Source organism: Microbulbifer variabilis (assembly GCF_020524905.1).
Lineage (GTDB): Bacteria > Pseudomonadota > Gammaproteobacteria > Pseudomonadales > Cellvibrionaceae > Microbulbifer > Microbulbifer variabilis_A.
Window position 1 is genome coordinate 241,264 of sequence record NZ_JAIVKI010000003.1, and the last position, 20,404, is coordinate 261,667.

Annotated in this window: 17 protein-coding genes and 1 tRNA gene; 16 read left to right on the forward strand and 2 right to left on the reverse strand. The window is 46.2% G+C overall.

Translation table 11 applies throughout. From position 1 onward, the window contains the following. Nucleotides 1-214 precede the first annotated feature (214 nt). From gltX to LC073_RS06275, 3 genes are all read left to right on the forward strand, one after another. Nucleotides 215-1,690, forward strand: coding sequence for a glutamate--tRNA ligase (gene gltX, locus LC073_RS06265; RefSeq protein WP_226645047.1), 1,476 nt, complete (start codon nt 215-217; stop codon nt 1,688-1,690). A gap of 140 nt (nt 1,691-1,830) precedes the next feature. Beyond that, nucleotides 1,831-1,906 (forward strand) — tRNA-Ala (locus tag LC073_RS06270). A gap of 439 nt (nt 1,907-2,345) precedes the next feature. Further along, on the forward strand, nt 2,346-3,587 hold the full coding sequence (locus LC073_RS06275) for a hypothetical protein (protein WP_226645050.1): 1,242 nt from the start codon (nt 2,346-2,348) through the stop codon (nt 3,585-3,587). Nucleotides 3,588-3,688: 101 nt separating this feature from the next. Here the strand turns inward: LC073_RS06275 and LC073_RS06280 are convergent, their stop codons facing one another. After that, nucleotides 3,689-4,891 (reverse strand): tyrosine-type recombinase/integrase, encoded by a 1,203-nt coding sequence (locus LC073_RS06280; RefSeq protein WP_226645052.1) that lies wholly within the window; start codon nt 4,889-4,891, stop codon nt 3,689-3,691. Nucleotides 4,892-4,921: 30 nt separating this feature from the next. Then, nucleotides 4,922-5,167 (reverse strand): hypothetical protein, encoded by a 246-nt coding sequence (locus LC073_RS06285; protein WP_226645055.1) that lies wholly within the window; start codon nt 5,165-5,167, stop codon nt 4,922-4,924. 821 nt (nt 5,168-5,988) lie between these two features. Here LC073_RS06285 and LC073_RS06290 point away from each other — a divergent pair. The 13 genes from LC073_RS06290 (at nt 5,989) to LC073_RS06345 (ending at nt 20,395) form a co-directional block, all read left to right on the forward strand. Then, complete coding sequence (locus LC073_RS06290) at nt 5,989-6,474, forward strand: hypothetical protein (protein WP_226645059.1); 486 nt, start codon at nt 5,989-5,991, stop codon at nt 6,472-6,474. 583 nt (nt 6,475-7,057) lie between these two features. Continuing rightward, complete coding sequence (locus tag LC073_RS21640) at nt 7,058-7,186, forward strand: hypothetical protein (protein WP_264190407.1); 129 nt, start codon at nt 7,058-7,060, stop codon at nt 7,184-7,186. A gap of 321 nt (nt 7,187-7,507) precedes the next feature. Next, nucleotides 7,508-8,272 carry a substrate-binding periplasmic protein gene (locus tag LC073_RS06295; protein WP_226645062.1) on the forward strand — a complete coding sequence of 255 codons (765 nt, stop codon included), beginning with the start codon at nt 7,508-7,510 and terminating at the stop codon, nt 8,270-8,272. Nucleotides 8,273-8,505: 233 nt separating this feature from the next. Continuing rightward, complete coding sequence (locus LC073_RS06300) at nt 8,506-8,667, forward strand: hypothetical protein (RefSeq protein WP_226645064.1); 162 nt, start codon at nt 8,506-8,508, stop codon at nt 8,665-8,667. Between the two features lie 1,389 nt (nt 8,668-10,056). Continuing rightward, nucleotides 10,057-10,848 carry an ABC transporter permease gene (locus LC073_RS06305; RefSeq protein WP_226645066.1) on the forward strand — a complete coding sequence of 264 codons (792 nt, stop codon included), beginning with the start codon at nt 10,057-10,059 and terminating at the stop codon, nt 10,846-10,848. Then, nucleotides 10,845-11,555, forward strand: a complete 711-nt coding sequence (locus tag LC073_RS06310) for an ABC transporter ATP-binding protein (protein WP_226645069.1) — start codon at nt 10,845-10,847, stop codon at nt 11,553-11,555. Before LC073_RS06305 ends, LC073_RS06310 begins: the two co-directional genes overlap by 4 nt. A gap of 6 nt (nt 11,556-11,561) precedes the next feature. Next, on the forward strand, nt 11,562-12,794 hold the full coding sequence (locus tag LC073_RS06315) for a hypothetical protein (RefSeq protein ID WP_226645071.1): 1,233 nt from the start codon (nt 11,562-11,564) through the stop codon (nt 12,792-12,794). Nucleotides 12,795-12,935: 141 nt separating this feature from the next. After that, nucleotides 12,936-14,564, forward strand: coding sequence for a polysaccharide biosynthesis/export family protein (locus LC073_RS06320; protein ID WP_226645074.1), 1,629 nt, complete (start codon nt 12,936-12,938; stop codon nt 14,562-14,564). Between the two features lie 97 nt (nt 14,565-14,661). Next, nucleotides 14,662-15,600 carry a glucose-1-phosphate thymidylyltransferase RfbA gene (rfbA, locus tag LC073_RS06325; protein WP_226645255.1) on the forward strand — a complete coding sequence of 313 codons (939 nt, stop codon included), beginning with the start codon at nt 14,662-14,664 and terminating at the stop codon, nt 15,598-15,600. A gap of 53 nt (nt 15,601-15,653) precedes the next feature. Beyond that, on the forward strand, nt 15,654-16,202 hold the full coding sequence (gene rfbC / locus LC073_RS06330) for a dTDP-4-dehydrorhamnose 3,5-epimerase (RefSeq protein ID WP_226645077.1): 549 nt from the start codon (nt 15,654-15,656) through the stop codon (nt 16,200-16,202). Nucleotides 16,203-16,354: 152 nt separating this feature from the next. Continuing rightward, nucleotides 16,355-17,227, forward strand: a complete 873-nt coding sequence (rfbD, locus tag LC073_RS06335; RefSeq protein WP_226645080.1) for a dTDP-4-dehydrorhamnose reductase — start codon at nt 16,355-16,357, stop codon at nt 17,225-17,227. 174 nt (nt 17,228-17,401) lie between these two features. Continuing rightward, nucleotides 17,402-18,517 (forward strand): dTDP-glucose 4,6-dehydratase, encoded by a 1,116-nt coding sequence (gene rfbB, locus LC073_RS06340; protein ID WP_226645083.1) that lies wholly within the window; start codon nt 17,402-17,404, stop codon nt 18,515-18,517. 9 nt (nt 18,518-18,526) lie between these two features. Then, nucleotides 18,527-20,395 (forward strand): glycosyltransferase, encoded by a 1,869-nt coding sequence (locus tag LC073_RS06345; RefSeq protein ID WP_226645086.1) that lies wholly within the window; start codon nt 18,527-18,529, stop codon nt 20,393-20,395. The last annotated feature ends 9 nt before the right edge of the window (nt 20,396-20,404 follow it).

Genomic DNA, 20,404 nt, shown 5'->3' on the forward strand with positions numbered 1-20,404 from the left:
CAGGTCAGGGGTACTGCGTTAGTCAAGCTATTCCATCTTTATGGCGGAAATGATACTTTTTTTGTGATTTAAGTCACGCCATTTGTGGGTATTTTTTGGTTTGTGGCGTCTAAAAGATCTTCTTGATGGCTTTTCTACGCCTGTGCCCAAGGCCCGGCCAGCGCTATAATCCCGCGCCTTAAGTGTCCTTTATTCACCGTCAATCAGGTTTGTCATGACCGTAAGAACCCGAATCGCACCGTCTCCAACCGGTGATCCCCACGTTGGTACTGCTTATATCGCCCTGTTTAATCAGTGTTTTGCCCGCGCCCAGGGTGGCCAGTTTGTGTTGCGTATCGAAGATACCGATCAACAGCGCAGCACCCCGGAATCCGAGCAGGCGATTCTCGACAGCCTGCGCTGGTTGGGATTGGACTGGCAGGAAGGCCCGGATGTCGGCGGCCCACACGGCCCCTATCGGCAGAGCGAACGCGGTGATATTTACAAAACTCACTGTGATGAACTGGTGCAGAAGGGGCATGCCTTCCACTGCTACCGCACCGCCGAAGAATTGGAGCAACTGCGCGAAGAGCTGCGCGAGGCCGGCCGTACTTCACTGAAGCCCAGCGACCTGGCATTGCCGGAAGAAGAGGTGGAAAAGCGCCGCGCCGCCGGTGAACCTTACGTCGTGCGCATGAATGTGCCCGAGAGCGGTACCTGCGTGGTGGAAGATCTGTTGCGCGGCTCTATTGAGATCGACTGGGCTCAAGTGGATGCACAAATTCTGCTCAAGTCCGATGGTATGCCCACTTACCATTTGGCCAACGTAGTGGATGATCACCTGATGGAGATCACCCATGTGCTGCGTGGCGAAGAGTGGATTAACTCGGCGCCCAAACACAAACTGCTGTACGAATATTTTGGTTGGGAAATGCCGGTGCTCTGTCACCTGCCGCTGCTGCGTAACCCGGACAAAACCAAATTGTCCAAGCGCAAGAATCCTACTTCGATTCTTTATTACCAGCGCGCCGGTTTTATGCCCGAAGCACTGCTCAACTATCTGGGCCGTATGGGCTGGTCCATGCCGGATGAGCGCGAGAAATTTTCTTTAGAGGAAATGCTCGAGCACTTCGATATCCACCGCGTTTCCCTGGGCGGCCCGGTGTTCGATGTGGAAAAACTATCCTGGCTGAATGGCCTGTGGATTCGCGAACTGGAAAACGAACAGCTCGCCGATCGCCTCGTCGACTGGATGTTTAACCGCGAGAATCTGCTCAAAGTACTGCCCCATGCCCGCGAGCGAATGGAGACCTTTGGCGACTTCGCACCGCTGGTGAGCTTCCTTGCCGCAGGCAAGCTGCCGCTCACCGAAGAGAGCTTCAGTGGCAACAAGCTGGAATTAGAAGAGCAGAAGAAGTTACTGCAATTCACCCTGTGGCGCCTGGAAGCCCTGCGCACCTGGGATCGCGACAGTATCTTCCAGGGTGTGAAGTCCCTGGCCACGGCCATGGAGATCAAGCTCAAAGACTTCAACGCGCCCCTGTTTGTCGCCATCAGTGGCACCACGGCCTCCTTCTCGGTGATGGACGCCATGGTACTGCTGGGCCCTGACCTCAGCCGCGCCCGCCTGCGCCAGGCCATCGACGCCCTGGGCGGTGCCGGGAAGAAAGTCCTCAAACGCTGGGAAAAGGAGTACGCCTCACTCCCCTAAGCGCTTTACAGCCCCCGGCAGGGGGCTGTGCCGGTCCGGCGTAACTAATTGATTAAAAAGTTATTTTTTCTGTTGACAGGCGCCTAAACCTTGCTAAAATGCGCCTCGCTTTCAACGGAAACGTTAAGCAAAAAGGATTTGGGGCTATAGCTCAGCTGGGAGAGCGCAACACTGGCAGTGTTGAGGTCAGCGGTTCGATCCCGCTTAGCTCCACCAAATTTCCCTTGTCTATCAAGGGGTTGCGAGAAGAGGGTCACGACCTCTTATCCGGTGAACAAAAACTGGACAAAAACGTGAACAAAAACTCGCAAGAAAGAAAAAAGGGCCTTCAGGCCCTTTTTTTTCGTCTGAAATTTCACCTATTCACAACACCTTTTCAGAGCCTTCCTCCGGCAGCTTTTAATTTCGATTTAAACTGCGCTCCTTAAAACGACTCATTATTTTCTAATTCAAAATTATGGATATAGCATGCTGGGTATCTATTCCCTCTAATAGTGGTAGTTAAGGACGGTATTTGACCTTCAGCACTTTTCTGAGAATATAGGGATATGGCTATAAAGCGTACCTGTCGGTAAGCTGGATAGAGAGACTACTATTTCCTAGTCTCTTCAGGCTGGTGTTGTGTTTTCTAATAGTGTTGAAAAAAGGGATTTTAATGTCGGGAAATAGTTCTGTTTTGGTGCCTATAGAGTCATGGGCCTATGCCTCTCCAAGCTTGAGAAACTCTGATAAAAGCATTGATATAGGCTTGTTTGCTGAAGCTCTAATATGCTATGACACCGTAATAGTAAATCCATCCAATCAAAATCAGCTGGCTGAATTCATTAATTGGTTTATAAAGAATGGAGCTCTAAATGATTTTTATATGCTTCTCAGCGAGGGAATATTAAAGTTCTATGAGTATTCATTTTTAAGTACTGCGATAATGAAGAATGGTGAGTATTCTATATGGAATATTCAAGATACATTACAGGAGGAACCGAATTCTTTTGAGAGTCGATATTTGTATCACAGTTCTATAGAAGAGTTATTTCCAAAAGCAAGACACAGAAGGCATCTTTATTCTGTGTTTAAGGATAATGTGTTCGAGGTAAAGTCCGAGGAGTTTGGTCCTGCTATAGAAAATGCTAGAGAAGACTATAAGAATCCAAGACGGAATGCATTGATCCTGCAGTCCTTTGTGGATGAAGTTTACAGGATGAATTCTCTGGGCAAACCTCCTGAAGTTGAAGCATCTGTAGTTAAGTCACCAGATGGCTCCAAGCATAACCTTAAATTTAATGTTGATTTTTTAGAGTTGAATCAGCTAGCAGGCTCGAAAGTAAACTTTCATCTTGGGACTCCACTTACAGCCTCTGCGATCTCAAATCGTTTGATTTGGTCAGCTGCAACTTTGGGTAGCGACCTTTTTCTTCCTCAGCCGATGAGTGCACTTGTTGGCGACAAACTTTATGAATCTAAAAAGCGTTTCATGAAGTCCGGAGATATCATTGAGGAATTAAAAGGCCAAGTTGAATTTCCGGATATTAGATTATTAGTTAACTCGAATCATCTCCCACTTAGAGAGATATTGAAAATAAGATCAAAAGCAAAAAAATTTCGGAATTGGCTGCAGCAAGAGAATGGTCGAGACAAAAATGCAATTATTGCCTATCACAATGAGGTGGCAAAGGAAAGTGGCTTGATTTCGGGAGGTCGTAAAGCTTTAAATATTTTTGGGTTGATAGGAGGTCCAGCTATAGGGGCCACAGTCGCGGGGCCTGTAGGGGGCATTATTGGTGGCGGTATAGGTTTCTTGGCTGACCTAGCTTCCAAAGTTGGAAAAGACTGGAAGCCCGTGGTTTTTGGTGGATGGCTAAAAGAGAGAATTGAAAAGGTAGTAGAGGAGACTGACTAAGTTCGAAAAATTATTAGATTTAAACTTTAACTATATTTCAAGTTAATCAGTTCTAAGTGGTGAAAGGCTAAAGTAGTCTTTCTTGATCAGGCCTGCCGCTTTCAATACTCCCTTCCGATAGCCTGTTCATCCAAAAAGATATTGATCTCCTCATAATCGATGCCGTGTCCCGCTTGATAAGCCTGTGTGACACGCTCATCAGTATGCGCCATCAATTGCTGCACCGACTTTACATCATACCCCTTTCGCTTAAACCGATCTGAGGCCAGGCTACGAACTTCATGGAAGCTGGGTGGAGTTTGGTTTTTGGGTAATCCGATAAAGAGCCCGGTAGCGTTGCGAGCCTCGGTAAACATATCGCTCAATCGGTCGGGGATTACCTGGCAAACATGCTCTTTAATTTTCCCCGTGCGCCGTTGCTTAGGTGTATGGCTCAGTATATAGGGGCAGCGGTAATTTCTTAGGCTGAGTTCTCTTGCACGGCTTATAAGTTTGCCGAGTTGTTGGTGGGTTTTTAAATTAAAGCTTAGGTGGCTGGCGGCGAGGCTATCCCGTTGCACCTCGGATTTATTGATTGTTTTGCGTAGATGGTCGCCTTGTAGGTGTTTCTCAAAGTTCAGCTCACAAATATCAGCGCGGCGCATAGTGGTGAGCATACTGATATCCATAGCTATTTGCAGAGCCTCATAACCCATCTCACCGGCCCTTTCGTAAATGGTCCAGTAAGCCTCTAGGGTGAGCCGTTGACGTTTCTTGGTAGGCTTTCCTTTTTCCAGTAGACGCGGTCGATCATCGGCTGTGGTAAACGGGTTGCTTTCCAGTTTGCACAAGCCTTCAGCCATTAAAAAATTGAAAAATTTATTAAATTCCGAACGGCGTGCATGCTGCTGGTGAAAGGTAAGGGACTCCCACCATTTGCGCAGATCCGCGAGTTTGGCCTTGTGTATGTGGATGGCCTCAAAGTCCTCCCCAAAGCGCTTTAGGGCGTTACAGCGATTGCGCCAGCTGGCTTTGTTAGCTAAGCGTGGGTCATTCTCTACTCGCCATTCTATATAGCGTGCAGCATGGTAGGCGAAACTTGCTCTATCGGGGGCTTTGGCTGGTTTACGCTGGACTTTCTCACCGCGCATAGCATTGGCTTCTTCAGCCATTCGTATTGCATCTTCAAGTGTTGCGGAAAATACTCTATTGCGACCATCGGGCAGATAATATCGCCAGTAGTTTTCGCGTTTGCGTGCATCTGGATAAAGGTTTTCTGGAAGTTGTATATCGCCCCACATGCGGGTCTTTTTAGGTCTGGCCATTTCCTTGCTCGGCTACTGCTTAATCTGCTCTCAGCCTGCCAACAGGTCTAACCCGCTTTTGGGCTGACCATCGTTGGCGGCGGTGTTCTGTGCTGGGGTTTTGCCGGTATGGTCGCGTATGGCGAACCTGTCGGCATCCACATAAGGCTCCCCTGCGATGATCTGGCCGGGGATATGCTCGGCCTCTATCCACTCCAAGATTTTCTCCTTACCAGGGCGGGAGCCTTTTTCGAATTGCTCTTTGGCCCAGGCTGTTCCTTTCACCAGCTTACCCATTGGGCAGCCCTCCATGGTGCACCAGGGCAAAACCCTGGCCGTTGCGTGTGAGTGCGCCTGTCTGCTGTAGGACGTCGAAAACGGGTTTAACGGTTCTGTATCCGCTGGCAGCCTTGCTGCTACTAAGTATTCTTGGCTTGTGTCCGAACCCGCCGGAGTGGATATGTTGGGCTTGTCGTTGCGGTTCTTTGCTGAGGTGGCTGGTGTTGTATCTACTATTTCTGGTTGCTGTGGCAGAGTTGAGGAGTGTTTAGCTACCATTGGTAGTGTTAAACGCGATATATGTTGGCAGTTTGACTGTTTGTGGATAGCTTCTCTATCAGCTTGATGCACTCAGTCCCTTATGTGGATAACTGTATTGTGGTGTTAATGCGCTGGCGGTAGCAGCTGTTGGCGTCGGTGTTATCAGGCTGTTAAGGGTGTTCCTCCTTACCCGAAGATTTAGACCAGTAAAGGATTCAAGAATTTACAGTGGCAAATGGAGCCCATGTGTTTTAGTCGGTGAAAATAGATTAATAATCACTTACCACTCTCCTTTTGGTTGTCCTCCATTCTGCGGTGAAAAAAGAGCGGATTAATATATTGAGATATATGGAAGCTTGTACAGGCTTATGAAGCCTGCACGCAACCAGGGTGGGCCGATAAAACTTCTCTGTGTCTTGGACGGCTCCGTAGTTTGGATTTCTCTAAACCCGACTCAATGAGTCGCCATTTTTTGTACAGGTGTCCAACAAATAATTGTATTAGAAAAGTGTTATGTGCTTTTGGGTGAGTGCTCGCATGTTAGAATTAATTTCTTTTGTGAGAAAATGGATTTACCGATGTTGAATAAAACAACCGTACTAATAATATGCCTGTTTATCCTTATCGCAGGCAGTTGGGGGTTCACTGAAGCTAACGGAATGTTGGCTGATATGAAAATATCGAAGGCACCAGTTTTTACTGAGGCCAAAATTGTAGAGAGTGATTCGTACACTCGTACAAAAAAAGGTAGGACAACAGTTAGGTATACGATTGTCTATTCATTTTTTGTTGATAACCAAGAGTTTAAGAGAAAAATTTCTCTTGTAAATGGTGAGGGCGAGAAGGCTGTAGAGAGAGGCGTTTTGGATATTGCTTACTATAAGGAAAATCCAAATGTAAATAAGCTCGCGAGTAATTACGATAGTCAGTCCAGTATGTCTGGGATGATCTGGGCTCTTCTTAAGTTGTCACTATTGTCTCTTGGGGCGGCTGCCTTTGCCGGTTTTATATTAGCTCTTAAATTCGGTTGGTTAAAAAAAGATGAGCCCGTTGCTCAGAGTTGACATGATAGAACTAATTAAAGTTTGATGCTGTAGTTTGTAGCCTAATCTTAGAGTAGATATATCGGAGCCCGCCTTGTGCGGGCTTTTGTATTTTTAGTCTTCAATTTTCTGTATTTGACGTAGCTCTTTTGAGAGTCGTTTTTTTCTTACCTCTGCAAGCGGAAATTTATGAACGGTATTCTGCAAAGAATCACCTACGAACCTAGTACTGCATTGGGGCGGCTGAGGATACGCGACTGTGTATTTTATAAGGTGGAACGGCCAAAGTTGGGAAATTGTCCGTTCGAGGACTGTATTTCTTAAGGGATTTATCCCTGCAAGCCCTATAACTCGCCCAGGTTTCTCGATGTGTAGGAGCTGCAGGAAGTCCCTGGTCGTTCAAAAACCCTGATCCAAACGGCAAATTACTTTATAGATGTACAGGTTTGTATTGGTTCTAGCCTGGCGTCAGGATGTTGTTGGGTGACGTAATCCCGCAGAGCAATACAGCAGTTGAGAGAGCTGTTGCCACCTGAGTTTGACCTAACAATTGCACACACTGTGCCGGAGAATCCGCGATGGGTTTCGATCTGGAGTGAAGGGTTTGTTTGCAGGCCTAGAGCCTGTGGGCAAAGTGTTGGATGCCACTGTAAATACCTTGGATGGGATGTGTTTTACCAATGAGGAAAAATCCCCTTGGTATCTCAAATACCTGGAAGCCAAGCATTCGTAGAACCGGGCGCGAAGATTAATTGCCTTTCTTGTGATACTGGTTTTATCGGCGGCTATGGCTTTCAAGGCGCCTTCTGTAGTGGATCTAAAGGGCCTTATGGTTGATGTGGTTGTGCATCATTACAGTGTCATCATCGATTTCTACATTGTGAAGTTTTGGTTGCCCGAGTGGAAGTAATAACCTCATTTTATGGGAGGGATAGTGTGACCATTAAAATGCGATACTTGGCATAATTTTACTGGTTAAGAAATATAGGACCGAATTAATGGCCTAATCTGCTAATTGGGTATTTTGTCTTTCGAATCAATGCAGCGTGACACTATGCAAAACAAAGCTTTGAAGTTCTTTCTCCTGTTTTCCATTCTGCTAGGAACAGCAATATTTGCTCGTGCGTCTGAGTTAACAGTTGCTATAGCCTATGATGCGCCTCCTTATGTGATGGATCATGCGAAGCGAGGGCTTGAGGTTGATATAATCACCCAGTCACTCCCAGGGTACTCAATTAAGTTCTCACAGATGGGGTGGGGCCAAATTCAAGATGCCATTGAAAAGGGCCTGGCTAATGCTGAAACCAACGTGGATGAACATGATGACAAGGGGCGCCATTATTATTCAAATATCTATATTGGTTTTGTTAACCATGCAATTAGTCGAAAAAGTGAAAATATGAAAATAAATGGTGTGAATGACCTGGTTGGGCACCATGTTATCGCATGGGAGGGCGCTCATCAGGATTTGGGTCCCGAGTTTGAACGTCTTTTTTCACCTGGGGCGGCGGGTAGCAAGAACTATATCGAGATACCAAATTCACAAGAGCAAGTTAGTGAGTTTTGGAAAAAGAAAAATTCTATCGCCATTATTGACGAAAGTATTTTTGCTTACTTTTCTTCTAAAGAAGGACACTCAATGGAGGATGTGGATACTCACAAAGTCTTCCTGCCAGTATCTAAATTTAGGATGGCATTTAAAGATGAAAAGACTAGGAATGATTTTAATGATGGTTTAACCCGTCTATGCTCTACAGGTAAGTATGCGGCTTTATTAAAGAAATATGGTGTGCCGGAAAAGGCAAATATTTGCCAGTAAGCTGCTGAGCTTTTGTACTACAAATTCCATATTCTTTTATTGAACCGGCTATAAAGCCGGTTTTTTTGTGCTCAAAATTTAGAAAAAATGAATACCTATATACACAGACTATCCCGCTTCTCATATAGCCCTACGGGAGCCCAGTCCTACAGTATTAGTTTTTACTTCGTGAATTCGTAAGTGAGTGAGTTCAAGCGGTGAACACTGTAACTCAAGAAGCAGCGAGGGAGGCTATGGTTCAAAAGATCGCCAGCGCAACTACCACTGCTACGGCGGGTACTGCGGTTGTGAGTGGATACTCAGTACATGAAGTACTGGCACTGGGTGGTTTTCTGGTTTTTTTGGGTGGGTCCATTCTGGGGGGAGCCACTGTTGCCTTACCTCACTGGGGGTAGCGGGAATTCCGACGGTGGCTATGCAAATTACCACTAGCAGGTGCCAGAAGTGGAGTAAGGTAAGGGGGGGCGTCAACCTGCTCCTGACAGTGCACCCAGAGGTTGAGAGATGCCAATGAGAATTTACATGGCAACAGGGTCAATAAGGAGGTACGGGTTACCCGCTGCTTGTTGAGGCTTGTGGGTATGGTAATCCCAGGTTCAAGATTAAGGTCAGGCAGCTGCCTCAAAAGGTTAGGGCGGCTATGCTCGCGAAAGGTTGCCAGAGATTCACGTGGCGTCCCTGTCAGCTGTTCCATTTGGAGAACCTCAATTACCCAAAGCCAAGGGTTTTGGTCTCAGTTCTTGTCCCCTCAAATGAATTCCCGCAGTCTGGGAAATACTCTGCTCGGCTTTTTATATCATCCGCAGAACCACAAAGCTTTTGCTTTTGGCCCATTGATGCCTTCGGCCTTAGTGTCCTTCACTGATATCCTAAGTGCGCTCAATACGAATATTGGGATTCTAGGACTGTATAAATAACACAGGAGGGTTTAAGTGGTGGTGAGCTGCAGCCATCATCAAGGGGATCACATATCAGGTTCAGCTCGAAGATATCAATCCCCATGTGTCTCATCAATCAGGTACTGATCTATGAAGAAGTGTTGCGGCTTTTGAGGCTCAAAGTTTCCAGGATGTATTGGTACTTTTTTCCCAAGTAGCGACCCCATCACTTTTTCATCCTTTTATTATTGGTAGCTTTACTTCTAGTAGAGCAGTATGAAGGGGCTGTGGAGGAGCGATAGTTAAAGGGATGTCTTAAGCGAATCCGCCAGAGACTTCATAGATATGCTTACAGGTTAAATTCTGTGACCCTATTGGTATTTATCACTGAATTATGTATGAAACAAATCCAAACCGTATGAAAAACATACTAAACATGGCCATTGATTGACCTGATTATCACCAATCTATTAGTAGAGTTTATGTGTGACTGTCCACTTAAGCAGTTTTTCGGGCGTTGGTTCTATATGAACTTTGGATTATCCATTGGTGACAGATAGTAGGCATTCGTTGAGAGTGGCAGTCAATCTGTGTAAGTTCAGTGGCTTAGTGAAGGCTAAAGTTGGGTGAGGTGTACGTAATGGCGCGTAATTAATTCGGTATGACGAAGTTTAGTGGCTGCGATAGGATGCTGCGCTGGTCAATTAGACCACTGACGTATTCAGGAGGAGTCATCTTCTTTCTCTGTGAGCTTAATTGCTCGCACAGCAATATGAGTGAAGCTCAACAATAAGCACCACTCGGCTAAGTGAAGTAATTCCTTCCAAGTAGGTCTGAGTTCATTATCCCAGTTCCACGCTTATGCTAAAAGGGAACTGGTTCACAGTTGTCCAAGAAAAAGCTGCTATGGGTCCAACAACCTCGCGTACCGTCTGGCAAATCCAGCGGGATGTGATCTTTGCGCTACTTGTGCGCGAGATGAAAACTCGATTTGGTAAGTTGAAGCTAGGATATGCCTGGGTGTTGCTAGAGCCGGCCATGCATATCATAGTTTTGGGAACACTCTTCAGCTTCCTTGGGAGGGAGTTCTACCCTGGGATTCCCACCGTGCTCTTTATGCTCGCTGGTATCGCCCCATTTCTATGCTTTTCCCACTGCTTTGGTAAGTCTATGGCGGCAGTGGACTCCAACCGCGGCCTATTCAACTATCGCCAGCTGCGCCCCTTTGATGCGGTTATGAGCCGGGTATTGTTGGAGTTTGCTATCTATCTGATTAGCCTGATCGCGCTACTGGGGTTATTGGCTTGGGTTGGTATATCCGCGACTTTTAATAATTTTCTACTACTGATTGCGGTGAATCTTCTCTACCTGTGTTTCTGCTTTGGTATGAGTTTGGCGCTCTGTGTGGCCGGTGCTAAATACCCGGAGGCGGGCAAGTTTGCGCCATTGATTCAGCGACCGCTGTACTTCATGTCAGGTGTGTTCTTTTCTTTGGAACAGGTGCCCGAGCAATACCACCCGTATCTCGCCTGGAACCCTTTGCTGCATGTCATTGAGCTTACTCGTGAGGGGCTGTTTAGCAGCTACCACGGTATGTTTGCCAACCTGCCATACTTGGCATTCAGTTCATTGGCAATGCTTGGCTTTGGCTTATTGGTTTACCGCAGCCAGTGGCGGGACTTGGTGCGCAGCAAATGATCGAATTGCGAAACCTGACCAAGTCTTTCCGTACACCGAACGGTCGCAAGGTGTTGTTCAAAGATGTCAATGCTGTTTTCCCGGAAGGCAAGAATATCGGCATTCTCGGACGAAATGGTGCCGGTAAGTCAACCCTGTTGCGAATTATGGGCGGGATTGATTATCCAGATTATGGGCGGGTTATTACCAACGAGCGTATATCTTGGCCCATGGGGCTTGCCAGCGGCTTTCAGGGCAGTATGACTGGCCGTGAGAATGCCGAGTTTATTTGCGGTATTCATGGAATTTGGGGAAGGAGCCGGCAGGCAGTATTGGACAGGGTACAGGACTTTGCCGAGATTGGTGATTACTTCAATGCCCCGGTAAAGAATTACTCCTCAGGCATGCGTTCCCGCCTAGCGTTCGGACTGAGCATCGCAGTGGATTTCGATTGCTATCTAGTGGATGAGGTGATGTCCGTTGGTGATGCGCACTTTAAGCATAAGTGTGAACAGGTTATCGCTGAAAAGCGTAAATCAGCCAAATTTATTATTGTTGCTCACGCCATGCCGCAACTGAAAAAGAATTGTGATGTCGGTATTTACCTCGGGCCGGAAGGACTACAGATTTTCGATACCGTAGAAGAAGCTATAGAACTTTATCAGCAAGGGATACCCAAGCCCAAGGTGCAACAACAGAATAGAGCCGAACAGGCACTTAAGGCATAAGTGAAAATGGAAACAAATACGCAACCAGCCTCAGAGCAAAAAGCTAAGCCCGATAGTGGTGCACTAAAAAGAACGGCTGAGGTTGTAAAAGGTATGTTTGTAGGACTTGCTGCGAATGAGCCGCCATCGGAGCCTGGCCATTCGGGTATTCGCGCATGGCGTGGATTACTACTGTGTGTTGGCTTACCCCTGCTTTTGGTATCCGCCTATTACCTTTTCTTCGTTTCGGATCGTTATGTGAGTAGCACTCAGCTGATTGTGAAAGATAATGGCTCGAGTCAAGGAATGTCATCTTCCCTTGGCTTCCTTTTGCCAGGTGTAGGAGCAGACAATCAAGATGCCTTCCTAGTGGTTAACTATATTCAGTCCTTGGATATGGCTGTATTTCTGGATAAGACATTGCAGTTGAGTAACTACTACAAGAGCGATCGCTACGACATCTTTTCTCGCCTTGACTCCAATGCTACCCAGGAAGACTATCTGGAATACTATCGTGAGCATATCGCCATTGGTCACGATGAGTCGACGGGTATTATCACAATAAAGATGGAGGCTTTTGAGCCTGAGTTCGCTCGTAATCTTGTTGAGACTGTTACCCAGAAATCTGAAGATTTTGTCAATGCTATCAGCAATCAACTTGCTGACAAGCAAGTGGCTTTTGTACGCAGTGAACTAGAGTTGGCTCAAAGTAAGTTGCGTGCCTCAAAGCAGGAAATTCTCGACTTCCAAAACCGTAACAAAGTTGTCAGTCCGGAAGAGCTGACTAAGGGGATCAGCGGAATTATTCAGGGGCTCGAAGCCAAGCTTGCCGAGCTGCGCGCCAAGCTGACGGCGGCCAAAACCTATCTAAATCCCGACTCTTCTCAAGTTGTCTCAATGCAGGCTGAAATCAGTGCGTTGGAAGAGCAGATAGTCGCAGAAAAGGAACGCCTGGTTGGTGTTTCAGATGCACAGGGGGAGCAGCGCCTTAACAGTCTGAGTGCGCATTTCCAGAATTTAGAATTGAACCTTCAGTTTGCCACCGATGCCTACGCAGCATCACTAAAAGCATTAGAAACAGCCCGAATGGAAGCCTCAGGCAGACTTAAACACTTGATGGTTGTGAGCCAGCCTTCTTTGGCAGAGAAAGCAGAATACCCGCGTAAGCTTTATAACCTAACCAGCTTAGCCATTATTCTCCTACTGATCTATGGCATTGTGAAAATGTTGGTATCCAGTATCCGCGATCACAGAATTTAATCCTTTTGTTGCTTTCGAGTGTAAGACTGGTGAGCAAGGGGGGTTAGTGGCTGCCTAAAAAGCATAAGTAGCCCAGACAATGCAAGGCAAAGTCTGGATATTAGAAATAGAGACTCAAACGAAAAGATCGAAAAAATGATCATGAGAAAACTTAAAACTCTTGGGGTATTACTTGGTTTATTGGCTGGTGTTGCGCTGCCAAGTGCTCAAGCCCTAGAGACCCAGCTACTGGATAAGAATGATTCTACTGAGCTTCCCCAGTCTAGTGCGCCAGTATTTGGTCAGTCTCTATTTCAGGGGGCCTTTAAGGATCAGCCATTCAGTGGCTTCAACCCAGATTATCGCATAACTGTCGGCGATCAAATTAACTTGCAACTGTGGGGTGCCTATAGCTTTAGTGCAACTCTTGCGGTGGATCCACAGGGTAATATTTTTGTACCCGAAGTGGGGCCAGTACATGTGGCCGGCGTGAAAAATGGCGAACTCAATGACTTTGTATTACGCCATGTAAAAGGTGTATTCAAGAAAAATGTACGAGCCTACGCAAACCTGGAGGCCAGCCAGCCGGTCAAAGTATTTGTAACGGGTTATGTCAAAAATCCAGGGCTATTTAATGGCTTTTCATCAGACTCTATTCTCTATTACCTCGATAGTGCGGGTGGTATAGATCACAAAAGTGGAAGCTTTATAGATGTAAAAGTAATTCGTGGTGATCAGCTACTGCAAAGGGTCAATCTATATAATTTTCTTACCGAGGGCAGCATGCCCGCATTGCAGCTACGCAACGGTGATGCCATTGTCGTTGGAGCGCGCAATGGAGCCGTTTCAATCGAGGGCGAGGTGCAACAGGCTGCACAGATAGAATTTACCGGCCCCTACACCCAGTTAGGGGAAATGCTATTGGTTGCCAAACCAGACCCCCAGGCCAACTTTGCCCGCATTACTCAGGTAATTAATGACCAGCAGCAAGCCAGCTATCTGCCGTTGGAAGAAGCCCTAAATACCGCGTTATATCCTGGAGCTAGAGTCGAATTGGTTCGGGATAATGATATCAAGTCAATATCCGTAAGCGTGAGCGGTGAGTTGGATGGTCCGGCAAGCTATGTACTCCCCTACGGCGCCACACTTGAAGATCTACTGTCTCAACTTGAGTTTCGTGGCAATGCAGATCAGTCCGCAGTGCAGTTATACCGCAAAAGCGTGGCCAAGAAGCAGCGCGCTGCACTAGAGCGTTCTTTAGATGCTTTACAGATGGAAGTACTTACCCGCCAGCCAAACACTGAACTGGAAAAAGGTGCTCAGTCAGAAAACGCCGCCATGATTCAAAAGTTCATTGCTGAGGCTAGCAAGGCACAACCCCGAGGGCAGGTGGTACTGGCTAATAACCCCAAGGCCGGAGATATGTTACTGGAAGATGGTGATAGGTTAGTGGTACCGCTTAGGAACTCTACAGTTTCAGTGGTGGGTGAAGTGATATTCCCAACCTCACTGGTATTTAATGAACGCCATACTTTGGAAGACTACATTGAAATGGCTGGCGGTTTCTCCAATAGCGCCAATCAAGATGAATTGGTGATTTTGCATCTGGATGGCACCATCAGTCGAGTTAAAGAGAGCAAGTTCGATAACCGTTTGAAGGAGACTCTGCGTCCTGGTGATGAAATTATGGTGATGCCAGAGGTGCGCTCTAGTGAGTTGCAGGTGACTAAAGATGTCACAGAAATTCTTTACCGTATTGCCGTGGGCACAGCTGCTGTACTGTCTTTTTAAGGGTGTTGAGTAATACTTTTTCTCCAAATTTTTAAATTAAAAGGAGAAGAAGATGTCGGAAATAGCGGGTAACCTAGATGGCCCCAAGGAGAATAAGATGATTACAAAGGGAAGTTCCACCAGGAAAGGAATTATTCTGGCGGGTGGTTCCGGTACACGTCTATATCCCCTTACCAAGGGGGTTAGCAAGCAGCTGATGGGTGTATACGACAAACCGATGATTTACTACCCGCTAACAACACTTATGCTGGCAGGTATCCGGGACATACTAATCATCACTACACCAGAAGAGCAGTACCTTTACCAACGCTTACTGGAAGACGGCTCTCAATGGGGAGTCAACATCAGCTATGCGATACAGCCAAGACCAGATGGCCTAGCGCAAGCTTTTATCATTGGTCGTGAGCATGTGGGTAACAATAAGAGCGCCCTGGTATTGGGTGATAATATTTTTTATACCCAGCACTTTAGTCAGATATTAAAGCGTGCAGATGCGAATGAAGAGGGAGCGACAGTCTTTGGCTATCGCGTCGCCGACGCAAGGGCCTATGGCGTTGTAGAGTTTGATAGGGAAGGCAAAGCCGTTAGCTTAGAAGAGAAACCAGCTCAACCAAGATCTAACTACGCGGTAACTGGCTTGTATTTCTATGATAAGCAAGTCTGTGATTTGGCAAGAGAAGTTCAACCAAGCCCCCGCGGTGAGTTAGAGATTACCGACATCAACAATATCTACCTTGAGCGAGATCAATTGAATGTTGAATTATTGGGCCGTGGCAGCGCTTGGCTGGATACCGGAACCCATGACAACCTGCTTGAGGCTGCACATTTTGTTCAGACTATGGAGCGTCGCCAGGGGCTGAAAATTGCCTGCCCGGAAGAAGTGGCTTACCGCAAGGGCTTTATCTGTGCTGAACAGCTGGAAAAGCAGGCTCAACCGCTGTTAAAGAGCGGCTATGGTGAATACCTAATGAATTTGTTGTTGGAATCTGGGGAAGCACCTCCTTTCACTCAGCAGCGTTTGGCCGCTGCTCTTTGAATGAATAGAAAACCCTTCGTTCCACTTTTTGAAGAAAGAAGAAAAGAAGTAGTATGAAAGTAATAGAAACCGCTATCCCCGACGTGAAAATCCTGGAACCAAAAGTCTTTGGTGACGAGCGTGGTTTCTTTTTCGAATCCTATCGGCAGGATTTATTTAACCGGGAATGTGCAGAAAGGATCTTTGTCCAAGATAACCATAGTAAGTCTACCCAGGGAATTCTTCGTGGGCTGCACTACCAAACTCAGCAAACCCAAGGCAAGTTGGTACGTGTAACGAAAGGCGAAGTTTTTGATGTGGCGGTAGATTTAAGAAAAAGCTCCCCAACTTTTGGTCAATGGGTAGGAGTCACCCTCTCGGCAGAAAATAAGCGACAGCTTTGGGTCCCGGAAGGCTTTGCTCACGGTTTCTACGTCACTAGTGCCGAAGCGGAGTTCGTCTATAAGTGCACTGATTACTATGCGCCAGAGTATGAGCATTCCATTCGCTGGGATGATCCAGAACTGGCGATTGAATGGCCTTTGGTAGATGGAAAAGCACCTCAACTCTCTACTAAAGATACCGCGGGAAAAAGCCTAAAAGAGGCTATTCCTTTCCCTTAGGAACCTGCAGCAGAAAATCCTAGATCACAATATTCGGCTCAAGAGTTTTTTCCTGACATAAAAATCTTGTGAATCAGTTAAGCAAGCTTGTAGTTTCAGTCAGAGATGTCAAAACACTAGCTAGTGCCTCCTAATTCAATGTGAATAAGTCAATGAAAATTTTAGTAACTGGTAAAGATGGCCAGCTGGCACAAGAGCTGCAAAAACGTATTCCGGCTGGTATAGAGCTGATAGCACTAGACAGAAACGATCTGGATATCACGAGTGCGGATCAGGTCATGCAGGCAATGACTCACTATAAGCCCGCCGCAATTATTAATGCGGCTGCCTATACCGCGGTGGACAAGGCGGAATCAGAGAAAGAGCAAGCCTACGCTGTTAATGCCACAGGCCCGGAAAATTTGGCTAAAGCCTGCCGGGAAATGGGAATACGTTTGATTCATATCTCCACAGATTTTGTATTTGATGGCCAGAGTTCTACACCCTATCAGCCGCAAGATGTGGTTCGTCCATTAGGGGTATATGGAGAAAGTAAGGCTGCTGGTGAAGCAGCCGTGCAAAGCATATTACCCCAAGCGGTTATTCTGCGCACTGCCTGGGTTTATAGCGCCCATGGAGCCAATTTTACCAATACTATGCTTCGCCTTATGAACGAGCGAGACGAGCTGGGGGTTGTAGCTGATCAGGTAGGGTCTCCTACAAGTACTCAAACACTGGCTGAGACTATCTTTATGGTAGTTAGCAATCCTGAAATAAGTGGTATTTATCACTGCACGGATGCTGGTACCGCCAGTTGGTATGATTTTGCCGTGGCTATCTATGAAGAGGCCAAGGATCTTGGTCTGTTGGCCGATGAGGTAAATGTAAAAATAAGGCCAATAGGCACTGCCGAATATCCTACTCCTGCGGCAAGGCCAGCATATAGTGTTTTGGATAAGTCAAGCTTGGTGATGGATTTGAATTTTGAATCACAACACTGGCGCCAGGTATTACGCAGAGTTTTACAAGAAAAGGCTGGCTCTTAAAGAAGGACCCCACAATCATTCTAGAGTGTTAGTGTGCATCTAGAATTATTGTCGAATAGGTGTCGGCAAGGCACATAGACTGAATAGAAATAGAAAGCATTGAGGGGCTAAGGGTATATCTTTGTAAAGGTATGGCTTTAGTATCCAACTCTACAAAAGTAATGGCAGAAACAAATGAGTAACTTGCTGGTAACGGGTGGCGCCGGTTTTATAGGTGCAAATTTTATCCACTACTGGATGAAAACTTACCCCCAAGACAAAGTAGTAGTTCTGGATGCATTAACTTACGCCGGTAATAGAACTAATCTGGAACCAGTATCGGAAAATGCCAACTTCTATTTTTGTCAGGGAAATATTTGCGATACATCTCTGGTAGAAACCCTTCTTAAAGAGCATAGAATAGACACGTTGGTGCACTTCGCAGCGGAAAGCCATGTAGACAGGTCCATCAGTGGCCCAGATGCCTTTATTGAAACCAATATTATCGGTACCCATAGCCTACTCAAGGCAGCAAAAAAAATCTGGTTGGACGAGGGGGTCAACAAAGACAACCACCGCTTTCACCATGTTTCCACAGATGAAGTTTATGGAACTCTGAGCCCTGAGGATCCCGCATTTAGCGAGACTACACCCTACGCCCCCAATAGCCCATATGCGGCCAGTAAGGCTGCTTCAGATCATTTAGTACGAGCTTATCACCACACTTATGGGCTAAATATTACTACGAGTAATTGCTCCAATAATTATGGCCCTTATCACTTTCCAGAAAAACTGATACCCCTGGTTATCACTAATATTCTACAAAATAAACCATTGCCAATTTATGGTGATGGCCAGCAAGTTCGCGACTGGTTATATGTAGAGGACCATGCGCGAGGTATTGATTTGGTAATCAAAAAAGGACAATTGGGAGAGTGTTACAACATAGGCGGTATTAATGAATGGGCAAATATCGATATCGTTCAGTTGATTTGTGAGCGGATGAACTCTGAATTTGCCGAAAATCCGGACCTCGCTGAGAAGTACCCCAAAGCGGTATCTGTAATAGCAGGGAAAGCACAGAGTCTTATAACCTTTGTAAAGGATAGGGCCGGTCATGATCGTCGCTATGCCATAGATCCTCAAAAATCCAATTCTGAACTTGATTATCAACCACGGGAGAGTTTTGCAACCGGCATTCGTAAAACACTGCAATGGTACCTAGAGAACGACAGCTGGTGGCAGGCTGTGATGGATGGTAGTTATCGACAGTGGATAGAGCAGCAATACTGCAACGCTGAGAGAGTGTGAAGATAGATTATGGGAATTAATATAAGAAAGCGTTTTAAAGCTGTTCTAGATACGGCGGAAAAAACTTTTTCAGAACAAGTGCAAGTATGGGTAGACATTTGTGGTGTTGTCGGTGGAAAGCACCTTTTAATCCAGGGATGGGCATTTCACCCCGAACATGAATCCCTGGATTTTCACCTGGAATATATTGGTAGCGAAGAAGAGCCCGATACTCAGAATATTGAGGATATTAAATATTACACCCTGCGAACCACTAGGCTAGATGTAAATAAACATTTCAACTTCGAAGGTGATAGCTGCTGGGGTTACAGCTTATTGGTTGAGTGGCCCTATGATAGAGCAGTGGATAACAAATTACTGTGCATGACCGTAAGTGCAAACGGCCAGGCCAAAGAGATAGAGCTAAAACCTTTTATAGAGTTAAGTGGTGAAGCGTTATTTGGCCACTGTATGACATGGCGCACCGGAGAAAAGGCAGAATTGCTTAGTGCCATGTTTGAGAGCATGGGCAATAAGGTTTTTGAGATCCCAGGCTTAAAGAAACTGGAGGAGGGGCAGCTCAAGACCCTGGTCGACTGGCATTGGGACAGTATCTTAGCAGTACCCGGCCATGGACTGTTTCTTTCTGGATGGCTGCTTGATGGTCAGCGGGATCTGGCAAGTTTAGTGTTGCGGACTACAGATGGTAGCTATAGCAAAAATTTACTTGAGGAATCTGCACGCTTTGCACGCGTAGATGTATTAGAGGCTTTTCCTGGCAGAGCGGAACCTAATTATAAAGCGGGCTTTTTTACTTGGGTTCCTATGCCTCACCTTATAGAGAGAGCTGGATTGGAGCTGCTGTTCTTCACTAAAGAAGGTCACCTGGGCGTTGTTCCGCTTCAGCAGACTAATATTCGCGAGGATATTACCCAGGCTAGTCAGCAAGTATTGGTGAACTTCAATGTAGATGGCAGGGAATACAGGGACAATATGCGTAAACATATTGGTCCGGCATTGTCAGCGCTTTGGGTTAATCGACGCTTTCTTCTCGAGGAACCAAAAGTAGAAGTATTACAGTTCGGCCAAAAAGTAAAAGAACCCAAGCGAAGTGTCATAGTGCCACTGTATGGACGCTATGATTTCCTGCTACATCAGATAGCTCAATTTACAGAAGATACCGATTTTGCCGAGACAGAGCTGATTTACGTTCTGGATGACCCTCGTCTCTATGATGCATTTATACCTTTTTGCTATGACATCAGTAAGTTGTTCCCAGTAAACTTTAAGGTGATATATGGTGGCCGTAACTTAGGTTACGCAGGAGCTAATAATCTCGGTGCGCGTTATGCCAGCGCAGATAAATTAGTGCTACTTAATTCAGATATTATCCCCAGTAGCAGCGGCTGGATTTCACGAATTGAACAACAAGCATCTTCACTGGAAGATGTTGGTGTGGTTGCACCAAAGTTGGTTTTTGATGATGGCACAATCCAACATGTGGGAATGACTTTTTCCAAAAGTGCACAATTTGGTAATTTGTGGCTGAATGAACATCCGGGTAAGGGAAATCCAGAGTGGCTGGTAGATATTGATTCTGTTATGGAATCACCAGCAGTGACAGGCGCTTGCATGTTTATTAGCAAAGCCTTGTATGATTTGGTGGGTGGTCTGGATGAAACCTATGTACTAGGGGATTTTGAAGATTCTGATCTCTGTCTGCAGTTGAGGAAGGCGGGCTACCGTCACTATGTACTTACCGATGAAAAGCTCTACCACCTGGAGCGTATGTCACAAAATCTGTTCGAGAACCGTGACTGGAAATTTAAGATCACTCTATATAATGCCTGGCAACACACAGAGCGCTGGGGAAGCCTGATTGAACAGCTGGTTCGTTAAGGAATTATC